At 68.2% G+C, this 18,059-nt stretch carries 14 protein-coding genes; 1 reads left to right on the top strand and 13 read right to left on the bottom strand.

Annotated features, from left to right (window positions below; genetic code table 11):
- Positions 1-18: 18 nt before the first annotated feature.
- The 8 genes from pgi to blaOXA all read right to left on the bottom strand — a co-directional run bounded on the left by pgi (position 19) and on the right by blaOXA (position 10,328).
- Complete coding sequence (gene pgi / locus AC1Q7H_RS24965; RefSeq protein ID WP_492381854.1) at positions 19-1,653, bottom strand: glucose-6-phosphate isomerase; 1,635 nt, start codon at positions 1,651-1,653, stop codon at positions 19-21.
- A 24-nt stretch (positions 1,654-1,677) separates the two neighbouring features.
- Positions 1,678-3,174: a glucose-6-phosphate dehydrogenase gene (gene zwf, locus AC1Q7H_RS24960; protein WP_492381853.1), complete on the bottom strand. Its 1,497-nt coding sequence runs from the start codon at positions 3,172-3,174 to the stop codon at positions 1,678-1,680.
- Positions 3,175-3,218: 44 nt separating this feature from the next.
- The gene (locus AC1Q7H_RS24955; protein ID WP_228772350.1) at positions 3,219-4,139 is read right to left on the bottom strand and encodes an ABC transporter substrate-binding protein; all 921 of its coding nucleotides are present in this window, start codon (positions 4,137-4,139) and stop codon (positions 3,219-3,221) included.
- Positions 4,140-4,230: 91 nt separating this feature from the next.
- On the bottom strand, positions 4,231-5,262 hold the full coding sequence (locus AC1Q7H_RS24950) for an ABC transporter permease subunit (protein WP_013953152.1): 1,032 nt from the start codon (positions 5,260-5,262) through the stop codon (positions 4,231-4,233).
- Between the two features lie 79 nt (positions 5,263-5,341).
- On the bottom strand, positions 5,342-6,904 hold the full coding sequence (locus AC1Q7H_RS24945; RefSeq protein ID WP_492381865.1) for a sugar ABC transporter ATP-binding protein: 1,563 nt from the start codon (positions 6,902-6,904) through the stop codon (positions 5,342-5,344).
- Between the two features lie 19 nt (positions 6,905-6,923).
- Positions 6,924-8,192, bottom strand: a complete 1,269-nt coding sequence (locus tag AC1Q7H_RS24940) for an ROK family protein (protein WP_013953150.1) — start codon at positions 8,190-8,192, stop codon at positions 6,924-6,926.
- Positions 8,193-8,390: 198 nt separating this feature from the next.
- Entirely contained in the window at positions 8,391-8,540 is a 150-nt protein-coding gene (locus AC1Q7H_RS24935) for a hypothetical protein (RefSeq protein ID WP_492378039.1), read from the bottom strand.
- A gap of 948 nt (positions 8,541-9,488) precedes the next feature.
- Positions 9,489-10,328, bottom strand: a complete 840-nt coding sequence (gene blaOXA, locus AC1Q7H_RS24930) for an OXA-1206 family carbapenem-hydrolyzing class D beta-lactamase (RefSeq protein ID WP_492378040.1) — start codon at positions 10,326-10,328, stop codon at positions 9,489-9,491.
- 160 nt (positions 10,329-10,488) lie between these two features.
- Here blaOXA and AC1Q7H_RS24925 point away from each other — a divergent pair, with 160 nt between their 5' ends.
- Positions 10,489-12,129 (top strand): hypothetical protein, encoded by a 1,641-nt coding sequence (locus AC1Q7H_RS24925; RefSeq protein WP_153953515.1) that lies wholly within the window; start codon positions 10,489-10,491, stop codon positions 12,127-12,129.
- Between the two features lie 114 nt (positions 12,130-12,243).
- On the opposite strand, the gene AC1Q7H_RS24920 is transcribed toward AC1Q7H_RS24925, so the two are convergent.
- The 5 genes from AC1Q7H_RS24920 to AC1Q7H_RS24900 form a co-directional block, all read right to left on the bottom strand.
- Positions 12,244-12,540 (bottom strand): TFIIB-type zinc ribbon-containing protein, encoded by a 297-nt coding sequence (locus AC1Q7H_RS24920; protein WP_013953146.1) that lies wholly within the window; start codon positions 12,538-12,540, stop codon positions 12,244-12,246.
- A 126-nt stretch (positions 12,541-12,666) separates the two neighbouring features.
- Positions 12,667-13,998, bottom strand: a complete 1,332-nt coding sequence (locus AC1Q7H_RS24915) for a nucleobase:cation symporter-2 family protein (RefSeq protein WP_492381852.1) — start codon at positions 13,996-13,998, stop codon at positions 12,667-12,669.
- A 294-nt stretch (positions 13,999-14,292) separates the two neighbouring features.
- On the bottom strand, positions 14,293-15,483 hold the full coding sequence (locus AC1Q7H_RS24910; protein ID WP_153953517.1) for a type III PLP-dependent enzyme: 1,191 nt from the start codon (positions 15,481-15,483) through the stop codon (positions 14,293-14,295).
- A 22-nt stretch (positions 15,484-15,505) separates the two neighbouring features.
- Positions 15,506-16,282: an HpcH/HpaI aldolase family protein gene (locus tag AC1Q7H_RS24905; protein WP_492381851.1), complete on the bottom strand. Its 777-nt coding sequence runs from the start codon at positions 16,280-16,282 to the stop codon at positions 15,506-15,508.
- On the bottom strand, positions 16,279-18,054 hold the full coding sequence (locus tag AC1Q7H_RS24900; RefSeq protein WP_492381850.1) for an IucA/IucC family protein: 1,776 nt from the start codon (positions 18,052-18,054) through the stop codon (positions 16,279-16,281). The genes AC1Q7H_RS24905 and AC1Q7H_RS24900 overlap by 4 nt, the downstream gene beginning before the upstream one ends.
- Positions 18,055-18,059: the final 5 nt, after the last annotated feature.

Here is an 18,059-nt window from a genome sequence, read left to right as displayed (position 1 = left end):
TGTGTTGTCTGCCGCGGGTTAGCTTGCGGCCGTTTCCCGCACTGCCTGGGCGCGGCGGATCAGTGCGGCGGTCGAGGCATCATGCGCGGCGGCTCCGGCGGTGCCTTCCAGTTCGCGCTGGATCGGCGCGGCCAGCTTCTTGCCGAGTTCCACGCCCCACTGGTCAAACGAATTGATCTGCCACAGCGCACCCTGCACGAAGGTGCGGTGTTCCGACAGCGCCAGCAGCGCGCCCAGGTGGTACGGGTCCAGCCGCTGCAGCAGCAGCGTGTTGCTGGGCCGGTTGCCCTCGAATACCAGGTGCGGCACCAGCGCTTCGTCGCGCACGCCCTCGGCGCGCACTTCGTCGGCGGTGCGCCCGCGCAGCAGCGCTTCGCCCTGTGCAAAGCAGTTGGCCAGCAGCTTGGTATGGTGGCCGGGCAAGTCGCTCACGGTTTCCAGCGTGGCGATGAAGTCTACCGGAACCAGTTGGGAACCCTGATGCATCATCTGGAAGTAGGCGTGCTGGCCGTTGGTGCCGGTCGTGCCCCACACCACCGCAGCCGAGCCCGCATCGAGCGCGCCGCCGTCGAGCCGCACGGATTTGCCGTTGCTTTCCATTTCCAGTTGCTGCAGGAAGGCCGGCAGCAGTTCCAGCGGCTCGCAGTAGGGCGCCACGCAGCGGCTGCCGGCACCGAGGAAGCTGCGGTACCAGACATCGAGCAGGCCCAGGATCATCGGCAGGTTGCGCTCGGGCGATGCGCTGGCGAAATGCAGGTCCATCGCGCGCGCGCCGTCCAGCAATTGCCGGAAGCGCTCGAAGCCAATGGCGACGGCGATCGACAAGCCTACCGCCGACCACAGCGAGAAGCGTCCGCCCACCCAGTCCCAGAACGGGAACATATTGGCCGGGTCGATGCCGAATTCGGCCACCGCATCGCGGTTGGTCGACACCGCCACGAAATGCCGCGCCAGCCCGGCACGGGTCACGCCTTGCTGCAGGAACCAGTCGCGCGCGGTGCAGGCGTTGGCCATGGTTTCCAGCGTGGTGAAGGTCTTGGAGCAGACGATCACCAGCGTGGTGGCGGCATCCAGCCCGGACAGCGTGCGTGCCAGATCGCTGCCGTCGACATTGGCGACAAAGTGCATGCGCGGGCCGGTGGTTTGTGCATCGCCCAGCGCGCGGCAGACCATGCGCGGGCCCAGGTCCGAACCGCCGATGCCGATATTGACGACGTCGGTGATCGCTCGGCCATCGAACCCGGTCCAGGCGCCACTGCGCACTGCATTGGCAAAGCGCTCGATCTGCGCCAGCACCGTGGCGACGTCTGCGCCCACGGGTACGCCGAGCGCGCGATAGCCATCCTCCGGATAGGCGCGCAGCGCGATATGCAGTGCGGCGCGGTGCTCGGTGGTGTTGACCGGTTCGCCGCCGAACATGGCGTCGCGCCGCTCGGCCACGCGCGCCTGGCCAGCCAGGGTGAACAGCAACGCCAGCGTTTCGTCGGTGATGCGGTTCTTGGCGTAGTCCAGCGTCAGGCCGCAGGCTTCGGCGGTGAAGCGCTCGGCGCGCAGCGGGCCGCGCGGGCCGTCGAACCAGTCGCGCATATGGGTGCCGCGCAGGGTGTCGGCGTGCGCGCGCAGGGCTTGCCAGGCGGGTAGGGAAGTGGTCATCTTGGATACTCCGCAATACGTGGGCTACATCTCTTCATGCCAGGCCATGCTGTCTCGCGACAGCAGGGCACTGGAGGCCGCCGGGCCCCAGGTGCCGGCGGTGTAAGGCTTGGGTGGCGTGGGCGAGTTCTCCCACGTCTTCAGGATGGGCGCGACCCAGCGCCATGCCTGCACCTGCTCATCGCGCCGCACGAACAGGCCCAGCCGGCCGCGGATCACGTCGAGCAGCAGGCGCTCGTACGCGCCCACGCGCCGCACACGTGGGGCGGCAGTGTTCAGTTGCAGGTCGAGGGACGCGGGAATCAGTGCCTGCGTGTCGCCCGGCTGCTTGGTCAGGAAATACAGCCGGATGCTTTCCTCGGGCTGCAGCGTGATCACCAGCCGGTTGCCGGACATGACCCCCAGCGGATGCGGGAACAGCGGGTAGGGCACGTCGTGGAAATGGATCACGATCTCCGCCACGCGCGACTGCATGCGCTTGCCGGTGCGCAGGTAGAACGGCACCCCGGCCCAGCGCCAGTTGGCGATCTCGGCGCGGATGGCGACGAAGGTCTCGGTGCGGCTGTCGGGCGCGATCCCGGGCTCACTGGCATAGCCGGGCACGGGGTCGCCGCCGGCGGCGCCACGGGCGTATTGCCCGCGCACCACCTTCTCGGCGACGTCTTCCGGCCGGATCGGCCGCAGCGCCTTCAAGATCTTGAGCTTCTCGTCGCGGATGGCGTCTTCCGACAGGCTCGTGGGCGGCTCCATCGCGACCATGCACAGCAGCTGCAGCAGGTGGTTCTGCACCATGTCGCGCAGCGCGCCGATGCCGTCGTAGAAGTTGCCGCGGCGCTCCACGCCCAGTTCTTCGGCGATGGTGATCTGCACCTGCCGCACCCATTCGCGCCGCCACAGCGGCTCGAACAGTACGTTGCCAAAGCGCACCGCCATCAGGTTCTGCACCGACTCCTTGCCCAGGTAGTGGTCGATCCGGTAGATCTGGTCCTCGGCAAAGTGCCGAGCCACTTCGGCATTGATGGCCTCGGACGAGGCCAGGTCGTGCCCGAGCGGCTTTTCCAGCACGATGCGGCTGCGCTGGCCGGTCAGGCCCACGCGCGCCAGTTGCTCGCAGATGGTGACGAACAGGTGCGGGGCCGTGGCCAGGTAGAACACCACCACCGGCGCCGCGCGCGCATTGACCAGCTCGGCCAGCGCATCGAAGCCGGCATTGGCGTTGGCATCCACCTGCAGGTACAGGATGCGGTCGAGAAAACCCTGCCAGGCTGCGGCCGCGGCGTTGCCCGCCAGCGCGGGCAGTACTTCGTCGTCGAGCATCGCCAGGTAGGCATCATGCGACAGCGGCTGGCTGCCCAGGGCCAGGATGCGTCCGCGCGGATGCAGCGAACCGGCGGCGTGGGCATCGAACAGCGCCGGCAGCAGCTTGCGCCGCGCCAGGTCGCCGGTGGCGCCGAACAATACGAAATCGAACTCCGGGGCAGGTTCAGGTGCCGGAGCGCCGGCAGGGTGGCTAGCCATCATGGATCAGAAAATAGTGGAAGGGGTGGAGGGACCGGCCATGCCGCTTACCGCGGCGCGGCCCAGCCCTTGTACTGGCCGACATTGGCGCGCGTCACCAGCGTGGACGGCAGCAGCACGGTCGGGTTGGGCGGGCGCTGGCCATTCATCATGCCTACGCCCAGCTGCACCGCCGTGCGGGCAATGGCCCACGGGTCCTGGCTGGCCGAGGCCTGCACCAGGGTGTCGGCCTTGAGCGCCGCTTCGATGTCAGGCGCGCCGTCGACCGAGGCAATCACGATGCCGCGGCGGTTAAGCTGGCGCGCGGCCAGGTCCGCGCCCACGGCCTGCGGGTCGTTGATGGTGAAGACCGCGTCCACCTTGGGAAAGCGCGTCAGGTACAGCTGCATCACGTTCAGCCCGCCTTCGCGGGAGCCCTTGGCATCCTGGTCGTCGGACAGGATGCGGATATCGGGATGGCGCGCCAGCACAGTCTTGCAGCCCTTGACCCGATCCAACACTGCCGATACCGGCGGGCCGTTCTGGATGATGACGTTGCCGCGGCCCTTGAGCCGGTCGGCGATAAAGCCGCAGGCGAGTTCGCCGGCCTGGGTGTTGTCGGTCTGCACGGTGGCATCGGCGCCGGCGGCGGCCACATCGACCGCCACCACCACGATCCCGGCCTTGCGCGCCTTGCGTACCGCCGGCTCGATGGCGCGGGCGTCGGCGGCGTTGATCAGGATCAGGTCGACGCCGGCGACGATAAAGCTGTCGATGTGCATGAACTGCTTGTTCAGGTCGTAGTCCGCCGACAGCACGGTGACCTTTACCTTCGGGTTGACCTGCCGGGCCGCGGCCTCGGCACCGCGGCCCAGTGCGACGAAATATGGATTGCCCAGCGAGCCCAGCGTCACGCCTACCTTCCTGAGCGGACGTTGCGGGGCCTGGGCATCCGAAGCGTGCGCGTCTTGCGCGGGCGCCTGAGCCATGGCCGGTGCAGCGCACAGAGCGGCCAGCACGCCGGCCGCCAGGGCTTTGAGGATGGGTTGGATCACAATGTTTCTCCTGTCCGGCAGCGTGTCAGGTACGGGCGGAGCCCTTCTGGCGATAGCGGTCGAGCGCGACCGCGCCGATGATCACCAGGCCCTTGATGATGTATTGCCAGATATCCGACACGCCCAGCAGGATCAGCCCGTTGGACAGCACCGCAATGATCAGCGCGCCCACCAGCGTGCCGGCAATCGATCCGACCCCGCCGACAAAGCTGGTGCCGCCCAGGATCACCGCGGCGATCGCGTCCAGCTCATAGGACTGCCCCAGCTGCAGCCCGTTGGCCGCATAAAGCCGCGACGCCGACATCACGCCGCCCAGCCCCGACAGCAGGCCCGACACCGCATAGACGAACAGCAGCACCACCCATACCTTGATGCCCGACAGGCGCGCCGCCTCGGCATTGCCGCCGACCGCGTAGATCTGCAGCCCCAGCACCGTGCGGCGCAGCACCAGCCACGACACCGCGACCACCGCAATGGCAATCACCACCAGCCAGGGGATACCCAGCAGATCGCCGTTGCCGATAAAGGCGAACGAGATATCCGGGTTGTAGACCGTGCTGTCGTTGCCGACCAGCCGCGCTAGCCCGCGTACCGCGGTCAGGCTGCCCAGCGTCACGATGAACGGCGGCAGCTTCATGAAGGCGATCAGCGCGCCATTGACCAGTCCGAACAGCAGCCCGCACAGCAGCGCTGCCGGCACGCTCAGCGCCGCCAGTTGCGGCATCAGCGAGACCAGCATCGCCACCACCGCCGACACCGACAGGATCGATCCCACCGACAGGTCGATGCCGCCGGTCAGGATCACGAAGGTCATGCCCGCGGCCAACACCAGGTTGATCGACGCCTGCTGGGCGATGATCGACAGGTTCTGCAGGCTGGCGAAGTTCTCGGTCAGCAGCGTGAAGCCCAGGCAGAGCAGCACAAGCACCGGCAGCATGCCTAGTGCGCGCAGGCGTTCCTGCGTGGTGGCGCGCCCGGTGGCGCGCGCCAGCGGTGTGGAAGCCTGGGCGGTGACGCCATGGGCCGCATGGGACGTGGATGAGAGGGGATTGCGCATAAGTGTCTCCTGATGCTGCGAGGCGGGATGCCGCCCCGGTGCGGCCGTTCTTTGCCGGCCTGTACGGGAATTCAGCGGTTCAATGCAAGACCGGGGGCTGTTGCTCGCCGGCGCCGGTTGCCAGCGCAATGATCTGTTCCTGCATGGCGGCGGCATCGGCGCAGCCCGGCACTTCGCCGGCCAGCTCGCCTTCGCGCATCACCAGCACGCGGTCGCACAGGCCGACCACCTCGGGCAGTTCGCTGGAAATCATCAGCACCGCCACGCCGGAGCGCGCCAGCTCATTGATGAGCCGGTAGATCTCGGCCTTGGCGCCGATATCCACGCCGCGCGTGGGCTCGTCCAGGATCAGCACGCGCGGCCGGGTTTCCAGCAGGCGCGACAGCATCACCTTCTGCTGGTTGCCGCCGGACAGCGATCCCACGTTGACCTGCGGGTGCGCCACGCGGATGCCGAGCGAGCGGATCGCCGCGGCGGTGCGCTGGCGCGCGCTGGCGCGGTTTAGGCGCCCGCCCCGCAGCGCATCGCGCGCGGCCACGATCAGGTTGATGTTCTCGTGCACGCTCTGGTCCAGGAACAGGCCCTGCAGCTTGCGGTCTTCGGTCAGGTAGGCAATGCCGGCATCGATTGACTGGCGCGGGCCGGTGACGGCCAGCGGCGTGCCGGCCACGAACACGGCGCCATCGGTGCGGGCATCGGCGCCGAAGACCAGCCGCGCCAGCTCGGTGCGCCCGGCGCCCACCAGCCCGGCCAGGCCCAGCACCTCGCCGGCGCGCAGGTCGAAGCTGCAGCCGCGCACGCGCCGGCCATCGGACATATTGCGCACCGACAGCATGATCTCGCCCGGCGCGGCCTCGCCATGGGTCTTGGTGTAGAAGCCGGACAGGTCGCGCCCGACCATCATCTTGACCAGCGCCGCCTGCGTCAGCGCCTCACGCGTGAGCGTGCCGACAAAGCAGCCGTCGCGCAGCACGGTGACGCGGTCGGCCAGCTCATCGATCTCCGCCATGCGGTGGCTGATGTAGATGATGGCCATGCCTTCGGCGCGCAGCTGACGGATCAGCGCGAACAGGCGGTCGGTCTCGCGGGTGGACAGCGGCGTGGTGGGCTCGTCCATCACCAGGATGCGGGTCTCGAAATGCACCGCGCGCGCAATCTCCACCAGCTGGCGCTGCGCGATCGACAGCGTATGCACCGGCGTCTGCGGCGTGAAGTCCGCGCCCAGCCGGGCCAGCGTGGCCTCGCAGGCGCGCGCCATGGCGGCGCCGTCGACCATGCCGCGGTGGTGCAGGTGGCGGCCCAGGTAGATGTTCTCGGCCACGCTCAGGTTGGGCGCCAGGCTCAGCTCCTGGTAGATCACGGCCACGCCGTGGGCACGCGCCGTGGCCGGGCCGTCGATGGCCACCGGCTCGCCGCTGATGCGGCACTCGCCGCCCGGGTCGGCGATATAGGCGCCGGACAGGATCTTCATCAGCGTGGATTTGCCCGCGCCGTTTTCGCCCATCAGGGCATGGACTTCGCCGGCGTAGACGGTCAGCTCCATGTTGCTGAGCGCCTTCACCCCGGGGAAGGTCTTGGAGATATTGCGCAGCTCGAGCAGCGGGGCGGGGCCCGCATGGCCGCCATGCAGGTGCGCTGGCATGGGCGAGGTACGCGGTGCTTCAGACAATGGCATGGCTGGCCTCCGGAACGATGGCAGACGCACCCCGTAGCAGCTCGGCGCGCGGCGAGAAGTTCATGAACATCGGCAGCGACGCGGCACCCACCGCGCCGGCGTTGGCGCCAAAGCAGCCGCGCACCACGGTGGCGGGCGCGCGGGCTTCGGGGGCGCCTTCATCCAGCGCCTGCTGCAGGCGCGCGATCAGCGTGGCGACCAGGCCGCCGTCGATATCGGCATCGAAGATCACCAGCGGCACGTCGAGCACGGCGAGGGCGGACTGCAGCGCAGGCGCCAGCGCATCGACGCAGTCGGCAATCCATTCCTCGACCGCGGGGTGGCCCAGCTCGACCTGGCGCTGAAGGTCGGCATGGCCGTTGACCACCACGCCGTGGTGGCGCAGGTGGCGGGTCAACGCGTTGAGCGACGCGCGCGAGATCAGGATGTCGCGCCGCTTGCCGTTGCCGGCGGCACCCGGCGCGGAGGGCAGGGTGCTGGGCGGCACCGGCATCATCGCGATATCGCCGGCATTGCCGGAGACACCGCGCACGCAGTCGCCATTGAGCACCACGCCGCCGCCGATGGCGGGGCCAAGGAAGACGTAGAGGAAATGCTGGGCATGGTGGCGCCCGTAGAACAGCTCGGCCACCGCGGCGGCGGTGCCGTCGTTCTCGCCGAAGACCGGCAAGCCGGTGGCGGCGTTGAGCATTGCCGGGAAGTCAGCCTGGTCCCAGGCGCGGAAGCTTGCCTGGAAGGCCTCGCCCTGTACGTCCAGCTCGCGCAGCCAGGCACCCAGGTTATAGGGCTGCGCCACGCCGATGCCCAGCAGCCGCTTCTGTTCGGCGGGGGTGAGCAGGGCGCGCAGCTCGGCAATATCGTGCCGCACCATGTCCAGCGCCTGGTCAGGGTGGGGCAGGACCAGCTGGTGGGCGCGGCTGGCCAGGATATGGCCGGCAAAGTCCACCATCACCACCTCGATGCTCCCGCGGTCCAGCCGTACGCCAATGCCGAAGGCGCCCTTGGGCTGCAGCCGGATCAGGCTGGCGGGCTGGCCGCGCTGGCCTTCCGTGCGGCGCCCGGACTGCTCGACCAGGCCTTCCTCGGACAGGGTCTGCACGATGCTGCCCACCGCCGTATTGGTCAGCTGCGCCATCCGCGCCAGATCAGCCTTGGAGGCCTCGCCGGCACGGCGCAGCGCCAGCAGCAGCGCGCGTTCGTTGTACAGGCGCAGGCTGGCGGAATTCACGCCACGGCCCGCTTTGGATGCGGTCATCTTGTCTCCGTCCGCTATTAATTAATTCACCTTGAATTAAATGATATGAGAGCGCAGAACTCAACCGCGGGGAAACCCGGAGGGCGGATGCGGCGCCTGGGCGCCAGGTGATGGGGAAGCCACTGTCGTGGCTCGGATGCGGAAGAAAGCGGCGGTCCGTGCGCAGGGGGACCGCCGGGGTGCTGCCCGGGAGCGGGCTTATTGTTTGGTCATCTGCATGGTGAAATACCCGCCGGTCCCGGTGCTGCCGGCCATCACCAGCGTGCGCGCATAGCGCGTGCTGCTGTTCACGATGATGCTGCCGTCGGCCGGCATCAGGCGGAGCGCGGCAAAGCCCTTGTGCGGCACGCCAGTCGACAGCGCGCAGCCGGTGCTGCCCGGCTGCGTGGAGTTTTCGGCAACGGTCCTGACCGCATACAGGTTCTTGGCCGATCCCGGGGTGGCAAGCGTTGCCGTGCCCTGCAGGTCGCAAATGCGGGTGCCGCTGGTATAGGTACCGGTGACGTTGCCGGCGATGGCAGCCGTGGTCCACGGCTAGCGCGCTGGACGGATCGTAGGTACCGGATAGCACATTGGTAGGGTTGCCTGGCGTGGCGACGAAATTGCCGTCAAAGCGCTGGCCCGGGGTAATGGTGCCGGCCCCGGTGGCCGGGTAGGCAAAGCCGGTTTCGTACAGCGTGCCGGGGCCCAGTGTCCAGGTCGAACCAGAGAACTGGAACGCGCCTCCCAGCACGCCCGTCAGTCTCGCGTGCACGAACTTCCCGCTGTTGTCGACCAGCGTGGCGTTCATGACGCCGACCCAGAGACCTTCGCTGTCATTGCCGACGGCTGCCGTCGAGCCCGGTTGCGGTGCGCTCAGGCTCGGCCGTAGCTCGCCAGTGGGTTCAGGTTGCGGTGCTGGATCCGGCTTTGGCCCGGGTGCCGGTGCCGGACTATTTTCAGACGGTGGCGTTTGTGGCGCCGGTGTGGGCGTCGCATTGTCCCCGCCGCCGCCACAGGCGGCCAGCAACGCGATGGCCGACAGCAGGGCTGCCGGCATGGCTATTTTCTCATTGGATTTCACCTCCGGATTGTGGGAACGGTCTTGCTTTCCCGTTGCATACAGGCGCCGGCGGATCCCATTACGGATTGGTTGCGTCGGGCGACGCGGTGGGAAATGCCGACCAGCCAAGCTATCGATCCGGGGTTGGCAGGTAAATCAGACGGATCTGAAATACGGGGGAGAAAATGCCTGAATGAAGTGTCTAGGGTAGTGGCTACAGGCGGCCGCGCATCCGGCGGCCGCCTTCGGAAGCGTCAATCCGGCAACGCGCCCGCCTGCCGCAGCGCCGCGCGTGCGATCTCCATGCGCGCCTTGGCGTGCTCGGGCCGCAGCATGTCGAGATTGAGCGCAAACAGGTAGTCATCATCGCCACGCTCAACCCAGCCCACCAGCCAGCCCACCGCCGGCCTGGCCGAATCGGCCCAGCCGGTCTTGGCGTGCAGGGTGTAGGCGGCGGTGCGCTCCATCACCGTAATGTCGTCCACGGCCTTGAAGGTGGTTGGCGAGAAGGGCAGCGTGCGCTGCACCACGCCCTTCAGGAAGTCGATCTGCTGGTAGGCGGAAATCTGCAGCGTGCCGTTCAGCCAGAAGCGGTCGACCTGGCCTGAACTGTTGGCATTGCCATAGTGCGACGCAGTCAGGTAGCGCTGGTAGGCCGCGCTGCCAACCCGCCGCGCCAGCGCCTGGTAGGCCGGCACGCAGGAGTTGGGGAAGGCCACGCGCAGCGGCACGTCAGCGTTGCAGGCCTCGGGCAGGATGGCCTTGCCGCCGACCAGCCAGACCTTGCCGTCCCACGGCAGCTTGTCATGGTCGACGTCGGCCACGGCGCCGCTCTCCAGGCCGATCATCGAGTTCAGGATCTTGAAGGTCGACGCCGGCGAGTACTGCGTGGACGCACGCGGCTTGTTGTAGGTCAGCATGCGGTCGCGCCGCAGGTCGTAGATCACCATGGTGCCGGTGGCATCGGCCTGGCGGAACAGCGCCGCGGCATCCAGCGGGACTTCTTTCGGTGCCGCCAGGGCGGGCACGGTGGCGGCAAGCAGGCCGAGGCCGATCGCCATCGGTGTCAGCAAACGAGCAAGATGATTGTTCATGGCTGTGCAGAGGAGTTGAGGGGATGGCAATCCGGGCCCGGACCGTGGTGCGCAGCATAGGAGAGCGCCCGGATAACGCCAACCGCACCGGCTGTAACTTGCGTAACATGACGGGCGCCGCCTGGCTTTCCCCGCGATTTCCCCGTTCCCAGACTGCCTGATGCCAGCCACGCCTGCCCCGATCCGTATCGACGTGTCGGCCCCGTACCGGGTCGACGGCCAACCCGCGCGCTACCAGTCGGTCTGGCTGCTGGCGCGCATCTGGCATGCGCATCGCACCGGGGAGGGAGGAGTCACCGCGGCAGTGGTGCGCAGCGCCTTCCCGACGGCGGCCAACCTGCGCATGCTGGCGTCGCGCGCGTTTGCGGACTTTGCGCGCTGGCAGGTGGCGGTTGGATGGGGCGCCGACCGCCAGCGCGATCCCGCTGCGGCCAATCCCGCGCACCGCAGCCGCGGGCCGTTCTGGATCACGGCAGCGAGCGCGCGGCGCCTGCGCTTTGTGGCGGACGGGCGCACGCTGGGCCCGGCCGCGCTGGCCGGCCATCTTGCCTTTGCCACGGCGCCGCAAGCGGCGCCGGCCGGCCAGCCGGACGGCGTTGGCTACGTGATGCGCGACATGGCCTTCTGGCGCGAGCTGACCCAGGCCATGCGCGGCGCCCAGGACGGCCACGCGGGCATGCATGGCTCAGCCGTGGCCGAATCCTTCCGCGCGGCTGGCCGCAGTGCCGGCGACGGTTTCCAGCAAGCCCTGTCGCTGCTCAAGGAAAGCCTGGCCTGGCGCCGCTGCGGCCGCCTCGATCAGAGCCGGGCGGCGCTCAGGCGTGTCGACCGCCTGGTGCAGGCGGCCGAGGCAGGCGCGGCGACGCCCGCGTTCTGCGCCATGGCGCATATCGTGCGGGCCTGGGAACGGTATACCCGCGGCGACAGCGACGGCGCGCGTGCCGGCCTGGAAGGACTGCACTCCGATCCGGAACTGCGCCTGGTGGTGCGGTACAACCCGCGCGTGCGTTTTGAAGTGCTGAACCTGGAAGCGCTGCTGCACAAGGCCGATGCCATGCGCGCCGGGCATGCCTGCACGGCGCAGGCCGCGCAGCTGGCGCTGGATACCTTCGCCGGCGCGCTGCAGGCAGCCTACGAGGCCGATTCCGTCGACGCCGTGCAGCATGCCGCGGCCAATATCGGCCTGTGCCTGTGGCTGTTCTGGCAGCACGGCCTGGTCGATGCCGCGCGGGTCTTGTCCGCCAGCGCGGTGCAGCGGCAGGCGATGCGCTGGCTGGGCTTGTCGGAGTGGATCTGCGACCGGTTCGGCGTAGGCGGCGGCACGGCGTGGAACGCGATCTTCCTGCTGCGCATCGCACGCGGCAGCTGCGGGCCCGATACCCCGCCGTCCGACCGGCCAGCCAGGGCCAACGACAGCATGGCCGCGTTCCGCCGCCAGCGCCCGTTGTCCGTTGCGGACGCTGTCGACGCCCTGCGGCCGTTCCACGCGCCGTTCGCGCCGGCCAAGGGCTTCGTGCGCTGGTCGGCCGTGGCTGCGTTCGCCCTGGAAGACCATGACGCCGGCCACATCAGGCTGGGGCCGTTGCAGCTGGCCAACCTGCTGCTCGAATCGGCCTGGTATCTCACCCACGAGCAAGGCGCGACCGCAATGGCGTGCGCAGCAGTGGAGCGGCTGGCCGCCCAGCTGCCTGCGCTGCGGCCGGCCGAGCGTGCGTTCTTCACCGCGGAACTGCGTGCCTTGCCGCCAGAGTTGCGCGATGCTGCCGCAGAAGCTTCTAGGCGCAGGCGCAAGGCGGCGTGAGGGCAGCGCGCTAAGCCCCGGTTGTGCCGGTCCGGTTTGCGCGGGACAGCGCAATAGCGGCCGGCAACAAAAAAGGGCGACCTTGCGTCGCCCTTGCTCACTGGCAAGCCAGAGTCAGTCGAACAGCTCGTGCCAGATGCTCTTCTTCTTATAGTGTTTCTGCTCGCGCTCATAGTGCCGGTCGCGGTCGCCATGGCCGCGCTGGTATTCCTGTCGCGGGGGCGGAGTTTGCTGCGGCATTTGCTGCATGGGCACCTGCTGCACCGGGGCGGCTGCCACGGAGCGCTCGAGGATCTTGTCGAGTTCGCCCCGGTCCAGCCAGACACCGCGGCATTTCGGGCAGTAATCGATCTCGATGCCCTGGCGTTCGGACATCACGAGTTGCGTTTGCGGGCACACCGGACAATCCATTGCTTCTCCTCATTGAAGTGAAAACGTCAGGATATGACCGGCGCCAGCCCATATGGTTCGACCGGAGGATACTTGCAGAAGTGGTGCCGAGGGCGTTTGATGTGGTGCGCAGGCCCTGGCAGGCGCTCAGGCAGCCTCGCCGACGGTGCCGTGGCCGGCGTCTTCAGCCGGCTTGTCCTTGCCGCCGGGCAGCAGCAAGTTGAGGATCACCGCCGACAGCGAGCCCACCGTGATGCCGGAGCCAAACACTTCGTGGACAAAGGCCGGCAGCTTCGACAGCAGTTCCGGGCGGAACGTCACCGCCAGGCCGCAGCCGATCGACACGGCCACGATCAGGGTATTGCGCTGCGTGAACTTGACGGTGCTGAGCATCTGGATCCCGCCCGACACGATCATCGCGAACATCATCAGGCCGGCGCCACCCAGTACCGGCTGCGGGATCGTCACCACCAACGCGCCCAGCACCGGGAACAGCCCCGCCAGCAGCAGCATGACACCGGTCAGCGCGACCACATGGCGGCTGGCCACGCCGGTCAGCGAGACCACGCCGACATTCTGCGCGAAGGTCGACAACGGCGGGCTCGACACCAGTGCCGCAAAGGCCGAGCCAAAGCCATCGCACAGGATGCCGCGCGACAGGCATTTGCCGGAAATCGGCCGCTGCGTGGCCGCGCCCAGTGCCATGAACGTGCCCGTGGACTCGACAATGGTCACCAGGAAAGCGATCGACATGGCGACAATGCCCGAGATGGGGAACGACATGCCGAAGTGCAGCGGCTGCGGCACCGCGATGATGGGTGCCTGGTGAAACTGGGTGAAATCGACCAGGCCCAGTGCCAGGCAGAGCAGGTAGCCGCCGGCAATGCCGACGACAATGGCCGAGGCCGACAGCATGCCCTTGCCCCACTGCACCACCGCCACCACCAGCGCCAGCACCGCGACGGCAATCGCCAGATTGCCGGGCGCGCCATAGCGGCTGCTGCCCTGGCCGCCTGCGGCCCAGTCGATGGCCACCGGAATCAGCGACAGGCCGATCATGGTGACCACCACGCTGGTGACGGTATGCGGAAACAGCTTGCGGATCGCCGGCATGAAGAAGCTGCCCAGGATCATCACCAGCGAGCCCGCCAGCGCCGAGCCCAGGATGCCGGCCACGCCGTGTTCGACGCCCACGCTGATGGCCGCGCCGACAAAGGCGAAACTGGTGCCCATCACGCATGGCATGCGGATACCCACCGGGCCAATGCCCTTGCACTGGATGATGGTGACGATGCCCGAGCCAAGCAGGGCGGCATTCACCAGCGCAATGACCTGGTCCGGCGGCAGTTTCAGGGCACCGCCAATGACCAGCGGCACCGCAATGATGCCGCCCAGGGCGGCCAGCAGATGCTGGAGCGCAAGCAAAAACGTCGTCAGCCGCGGGGGGCGGTCTTCCACCTTGAACAGCAAGGGCGCCATTCATGTCTCCTGTTGTCTGGCCGGATATGTTTCCGGACTGTCTTGTTCTTCTGGCGCCGGGGGAGGGGCAGCCCCCGGCCCTGTCGTTGCGCGCTGCCGGACAGGCGGAGAAGACCGCCTGCAGCGAGCATGGCCGGGATCAGGTTCCAGGCCGCAACCGGGGAGCAAGAATAGCAGGGATAAGCACTCCGTGATACAAAAATTGCATACAATTTGTATCAGCTCCCTTGCATGGGAGGATAAGAACAGTGGAACAGCGCCGCGCGCCGGCGCGCGGAACAGGTCCGGGGCCGGCTACTCGCCGAAAAACACCCTTTCCGGATGCGGATGGCTGAGGAAGTCGTGGTGCGAGATGTGCCAGCCGTAGGCCCCGGCCAGCATAAAGACGATGCGGTCGCCCACGCGCACGCGCGGCACCGTTACCTCCTGCGCGAAGACGTCCTTCGGCGTGCAAAGCTCGCCGCAGATCGTGAGCCTTGCGTCAGTCAGCTCCGGGCGCGCAAACGGGTAAGGCCACGCGTCGTTCGGTGCGACGAAAAACGGATGATTGTGCTGCCACGACACCGGCAGCCGGAAATGGTGCGTACCGCCGCGCACGATGGCGAAGTGCTTGCCGTGATTGTGCTTGAGGTCGATGACTTCAGCCACGTAGCAGCCGCAGTCGGCGCTGATGAAACGGCCGCATTCCAGCACGATGCGGCAGCCGGGCCGCCGCTGCTGCAGCAGTTGCGCCAGCCCGGCGCAGAAGCGCGGCCAGTCAAAGGTGCGATTGGGATCGGTGTAGTCGATGCCGATGCCGCCGCCGACATTCAGCCATTCCAGCGCCAGTCCGTGTTCGTCACGGCATTGCTGCGCCAGCGCGATATGGCGTGAAATCAGTTCGAGATGCTGGTCGGCGTCCAGGCTGTTGGAGCCCGCGTGCAGGTGCAGCCCGACCAGGCGCACGCCGGGCAGGTCGCATGCCAACGCGATCACGGCGGGGAGTTCCGCCTGGTCGATGCCGAACTGCGTCGGACGCCCGCCCATCTGCAGCGTGGCGCCGGGCAGGCCGTAGGCCGGATTCACGCGCAGCAGCACGTCGGCGCGGCGGCCCATGCGTTGCGCGATGCGGTCCAGCCGGCGCAGTTGCAGCGCGCTTTCGACGTGGATCAGCCTGACGCCGAGGCGCAGCGCGCCCTCCAGCTCGGCATCGGTCTTGCCCGGGCCCCCGAATACGACCGGCACGTCGGCTTCGACGGCGCGCACGCGTTCGATTTCACCCAGCGACGCGACTTCGAAGCCGGCCGTTGCGCCCAGCAGCGCGCGCAGCACTGGCGCATCGCTGTTGGCCTTGATTGCGTAGTAGAGATCGCAGTCCTCGGGCAAGGCGGCAGCGAGGCCAGCCGCGCGCGTGCGCAGGTGGTCCAGGTCATAGAGATAGGCGCACGCAGGCCCCTTGCGGGGATCAAGTTCATCCAGGTAACGGGTGATGTTTTGCGGGTTCATGTGGTGGCGGGAAGGGGCGGCTTTATGTTGATGACTGGGAATGGGATTGCAGGTGTGCGGCCATGGCCCGGCGCGCGATGCCGCGGTCGTCGCCGAGCAGCAGCATGCGCGTGCCTTGCTGGCGCCAGAGCGCGGCGTCTTCCGGGGTGCGCGGCAGCGCGCAGAAATGCTTGCCATGCGCGCGCGCCGCATCGGCAATGCGCGCCACGGCGTCCCACACCAGCGGATGACGCGTCTGCCATGGCACGCCAAGTGATTGCGAGAGATCCGCGGCGCCTTCGAGCAGCACATCGATGCCGGGTACAGCGGCGATGTCATCGAGCGCATCGAGCGCGGCGCTGTCTTCGATCATCGCCACGACCAGCGTATCGGCGCCCGCTGCGGCAGTGGCGGCGGCAAGATCGTCGCGGCCGAACGCGCTATGCCAGGTGGCGTTCAGCCCCCGCTCGCCGGGCATAGGCTTATGCTGTGCGTAGTGGCAGAGCCTGGCCGCCTGCCTTGCCTGCGCTACAGCACTGATGCGCGGGAAGACGATGCCCTGGGCGCCGGCGTCCAGCGCCGGCGCCACCTGGTGCGGGGCCGCCACGCGCACTAGTGGCGCGATGCCGCTGGCGCGCGCCGCCAGCAGCATGGCGCCAAGCTGCGCGCCATCGATCAGCGTGTGTTCCAGGTCGATCACCACGAAGTTATAGCCGGCGGCAGCGATCAGCTCGACGGTCAGTGCCGCAGGCGTCGAGCAGAACAGGCCGTGCACCTGGCCGCCGCCCGGATCCGACAAACGCGCCTTCAGCGATCTCATGCCGCCTCCGCCTCCGCCAGCGCCAGCGGATTGGGCGCCTGCCGCGTGCGCAGCCGGATCTCGGGCATGAAGCGGCGGCTGGCCAACAGTTCGATCGACATGGTGGGCGCGAAGCAGTCGAAGCGCCGGAAGCTTTCAGCCAGGCGCGGGTGTGCGCGCTGGTAGCTGCGGATCACGCCTGCCACGATGGACCAGAACGCTGTTTCCTCGAGCTGGTAGTGGCCGGCAAGCAGTGGGGCCAGTTCGGCCAGGTTGACGAAGAACAGTGCGTCGCAGGTGAAGTCCCGCAGTTCATCGGCATCGTCCGTTTCAATAAACGAGTTCGGGTTGACGCGCGCATGCTCGGCCGGCGGCGGCGTGAGTTGCGGCGCGGCGCCGGACAGCCACTGGCGCGAGAAGCGCACGCCGTCGTGAAAGTCCTTGAGCGCCACGCGCTGCGGCAGGCCGTCGACGTGCAGCAGCAGCATGTTCTGCGCGTGCGACTCGAGCGCGGTGCCGTGCTCCCAGAGCAGGTGCAGCACCGGCAGCCATGCACGCTCCACCAGCCGCTGCAGCCAGACGCGCACGCCATGACGGCGGACCCACGGCTCGATCAGCGGCAGGCCGTCGACATCGATATGGGTAAGCGCGGTCATGGGAATGGCGGCCTCGCCGGGTGCCAGATAGCGGTGGATGCTTTCGCGCCAGATGCAGGAAAGCGCGCCGTACTGGCCCTGCACCGGCGCGGCGGGCACATGGCTGACGCCGGCGACTTCGCGCAGCAACACCGGCGCGGCCATCGGCTTGGTCCATTCCGTGCGCGCCACCAGGCTCGCCAGCCAGTCACTCAAGACGGCGGCATTGCATACCGTGTGCGGCGCCAGCACGCGTGAAGTGGAGGTGTTGACGAGATTCATGGCCAGCTTCAGCGACAACGCATCGGCCTGATCGGCATTGGCGAGGGTGCGGATCGACTGCTGGGGCAGGTAGCGGCCCGGCATCTCGCCGACGGCGATCAGCTCGCCGCGCGCGAACGCGCCGTGGTAGCCCGGCGCGATGACCTCGTCCCATTGCCACGGGTGGACGGGCAGCGGCAGGTAGTCGGCGGGATTGGCACCATGCTCGCGCAAAGCGGCCTCAAATGCGGCGCGCGCCGGCGGTGGCAGCAGGCTCTCGGGCGATGCCTCGGCGTTGCCGAGATTCCAGCGGCAATGCGAGCGGCGCGCTGCCAGCAGCACGGGCTGCAGGGGCGCGGCGCATTCCGGCGCGTAGCGTCCGTTGTCCGCCAGCGTGAAACCCATGCGCGATTTATATCCCGGGTGGTAAGGATGGGCACCCGTCAGCCGCGCTTCGATGGCATCGTAGCCGGCATCGCGCAACGGTTGTCCGGCGTGCCCGTTGGCATGGTGGGACTGCGCGTCCTTGACCTGCGTGGACAGCAGCTCCAGCCCGAACTGCTGCAGGCGCACCGGGTCGGCATCGAGCTGGCCGGCAAGCTCGGACAGCAGTTGCGCGACGTCGTCGGCTTCAGCCTGGCTCTCGCCTTCGCAACGGAGCACCGGCCCACGGATGCGGATGCGGCCGAAGCTGGCGGTGCGCTGCGCGGCGCAGCGATAGCTGACGGGCTGGCCGTCAGCCGTCACGCCGGGCAGTTCGACGCCGGCGTCGCTGACAATCATGTCGCGCAGGCAGTCTTCGAACAACAGGGCTTCCAGCAGCTGGCGCAGCACGCGGCGGACGGCTTGCTGGTATTGCGGGCTCTGGATCAGTCGTTGGTAATCGGTGGTGTTCATCGGGG

The organism is Cupriavidus sp. GW823-FHT06D04, from assembly GCF_058795055.1.
Note: the sequence above shows the minus strand (reverse complement) of the source record. Positions and strands in the feature narration are given on the sequence as shown.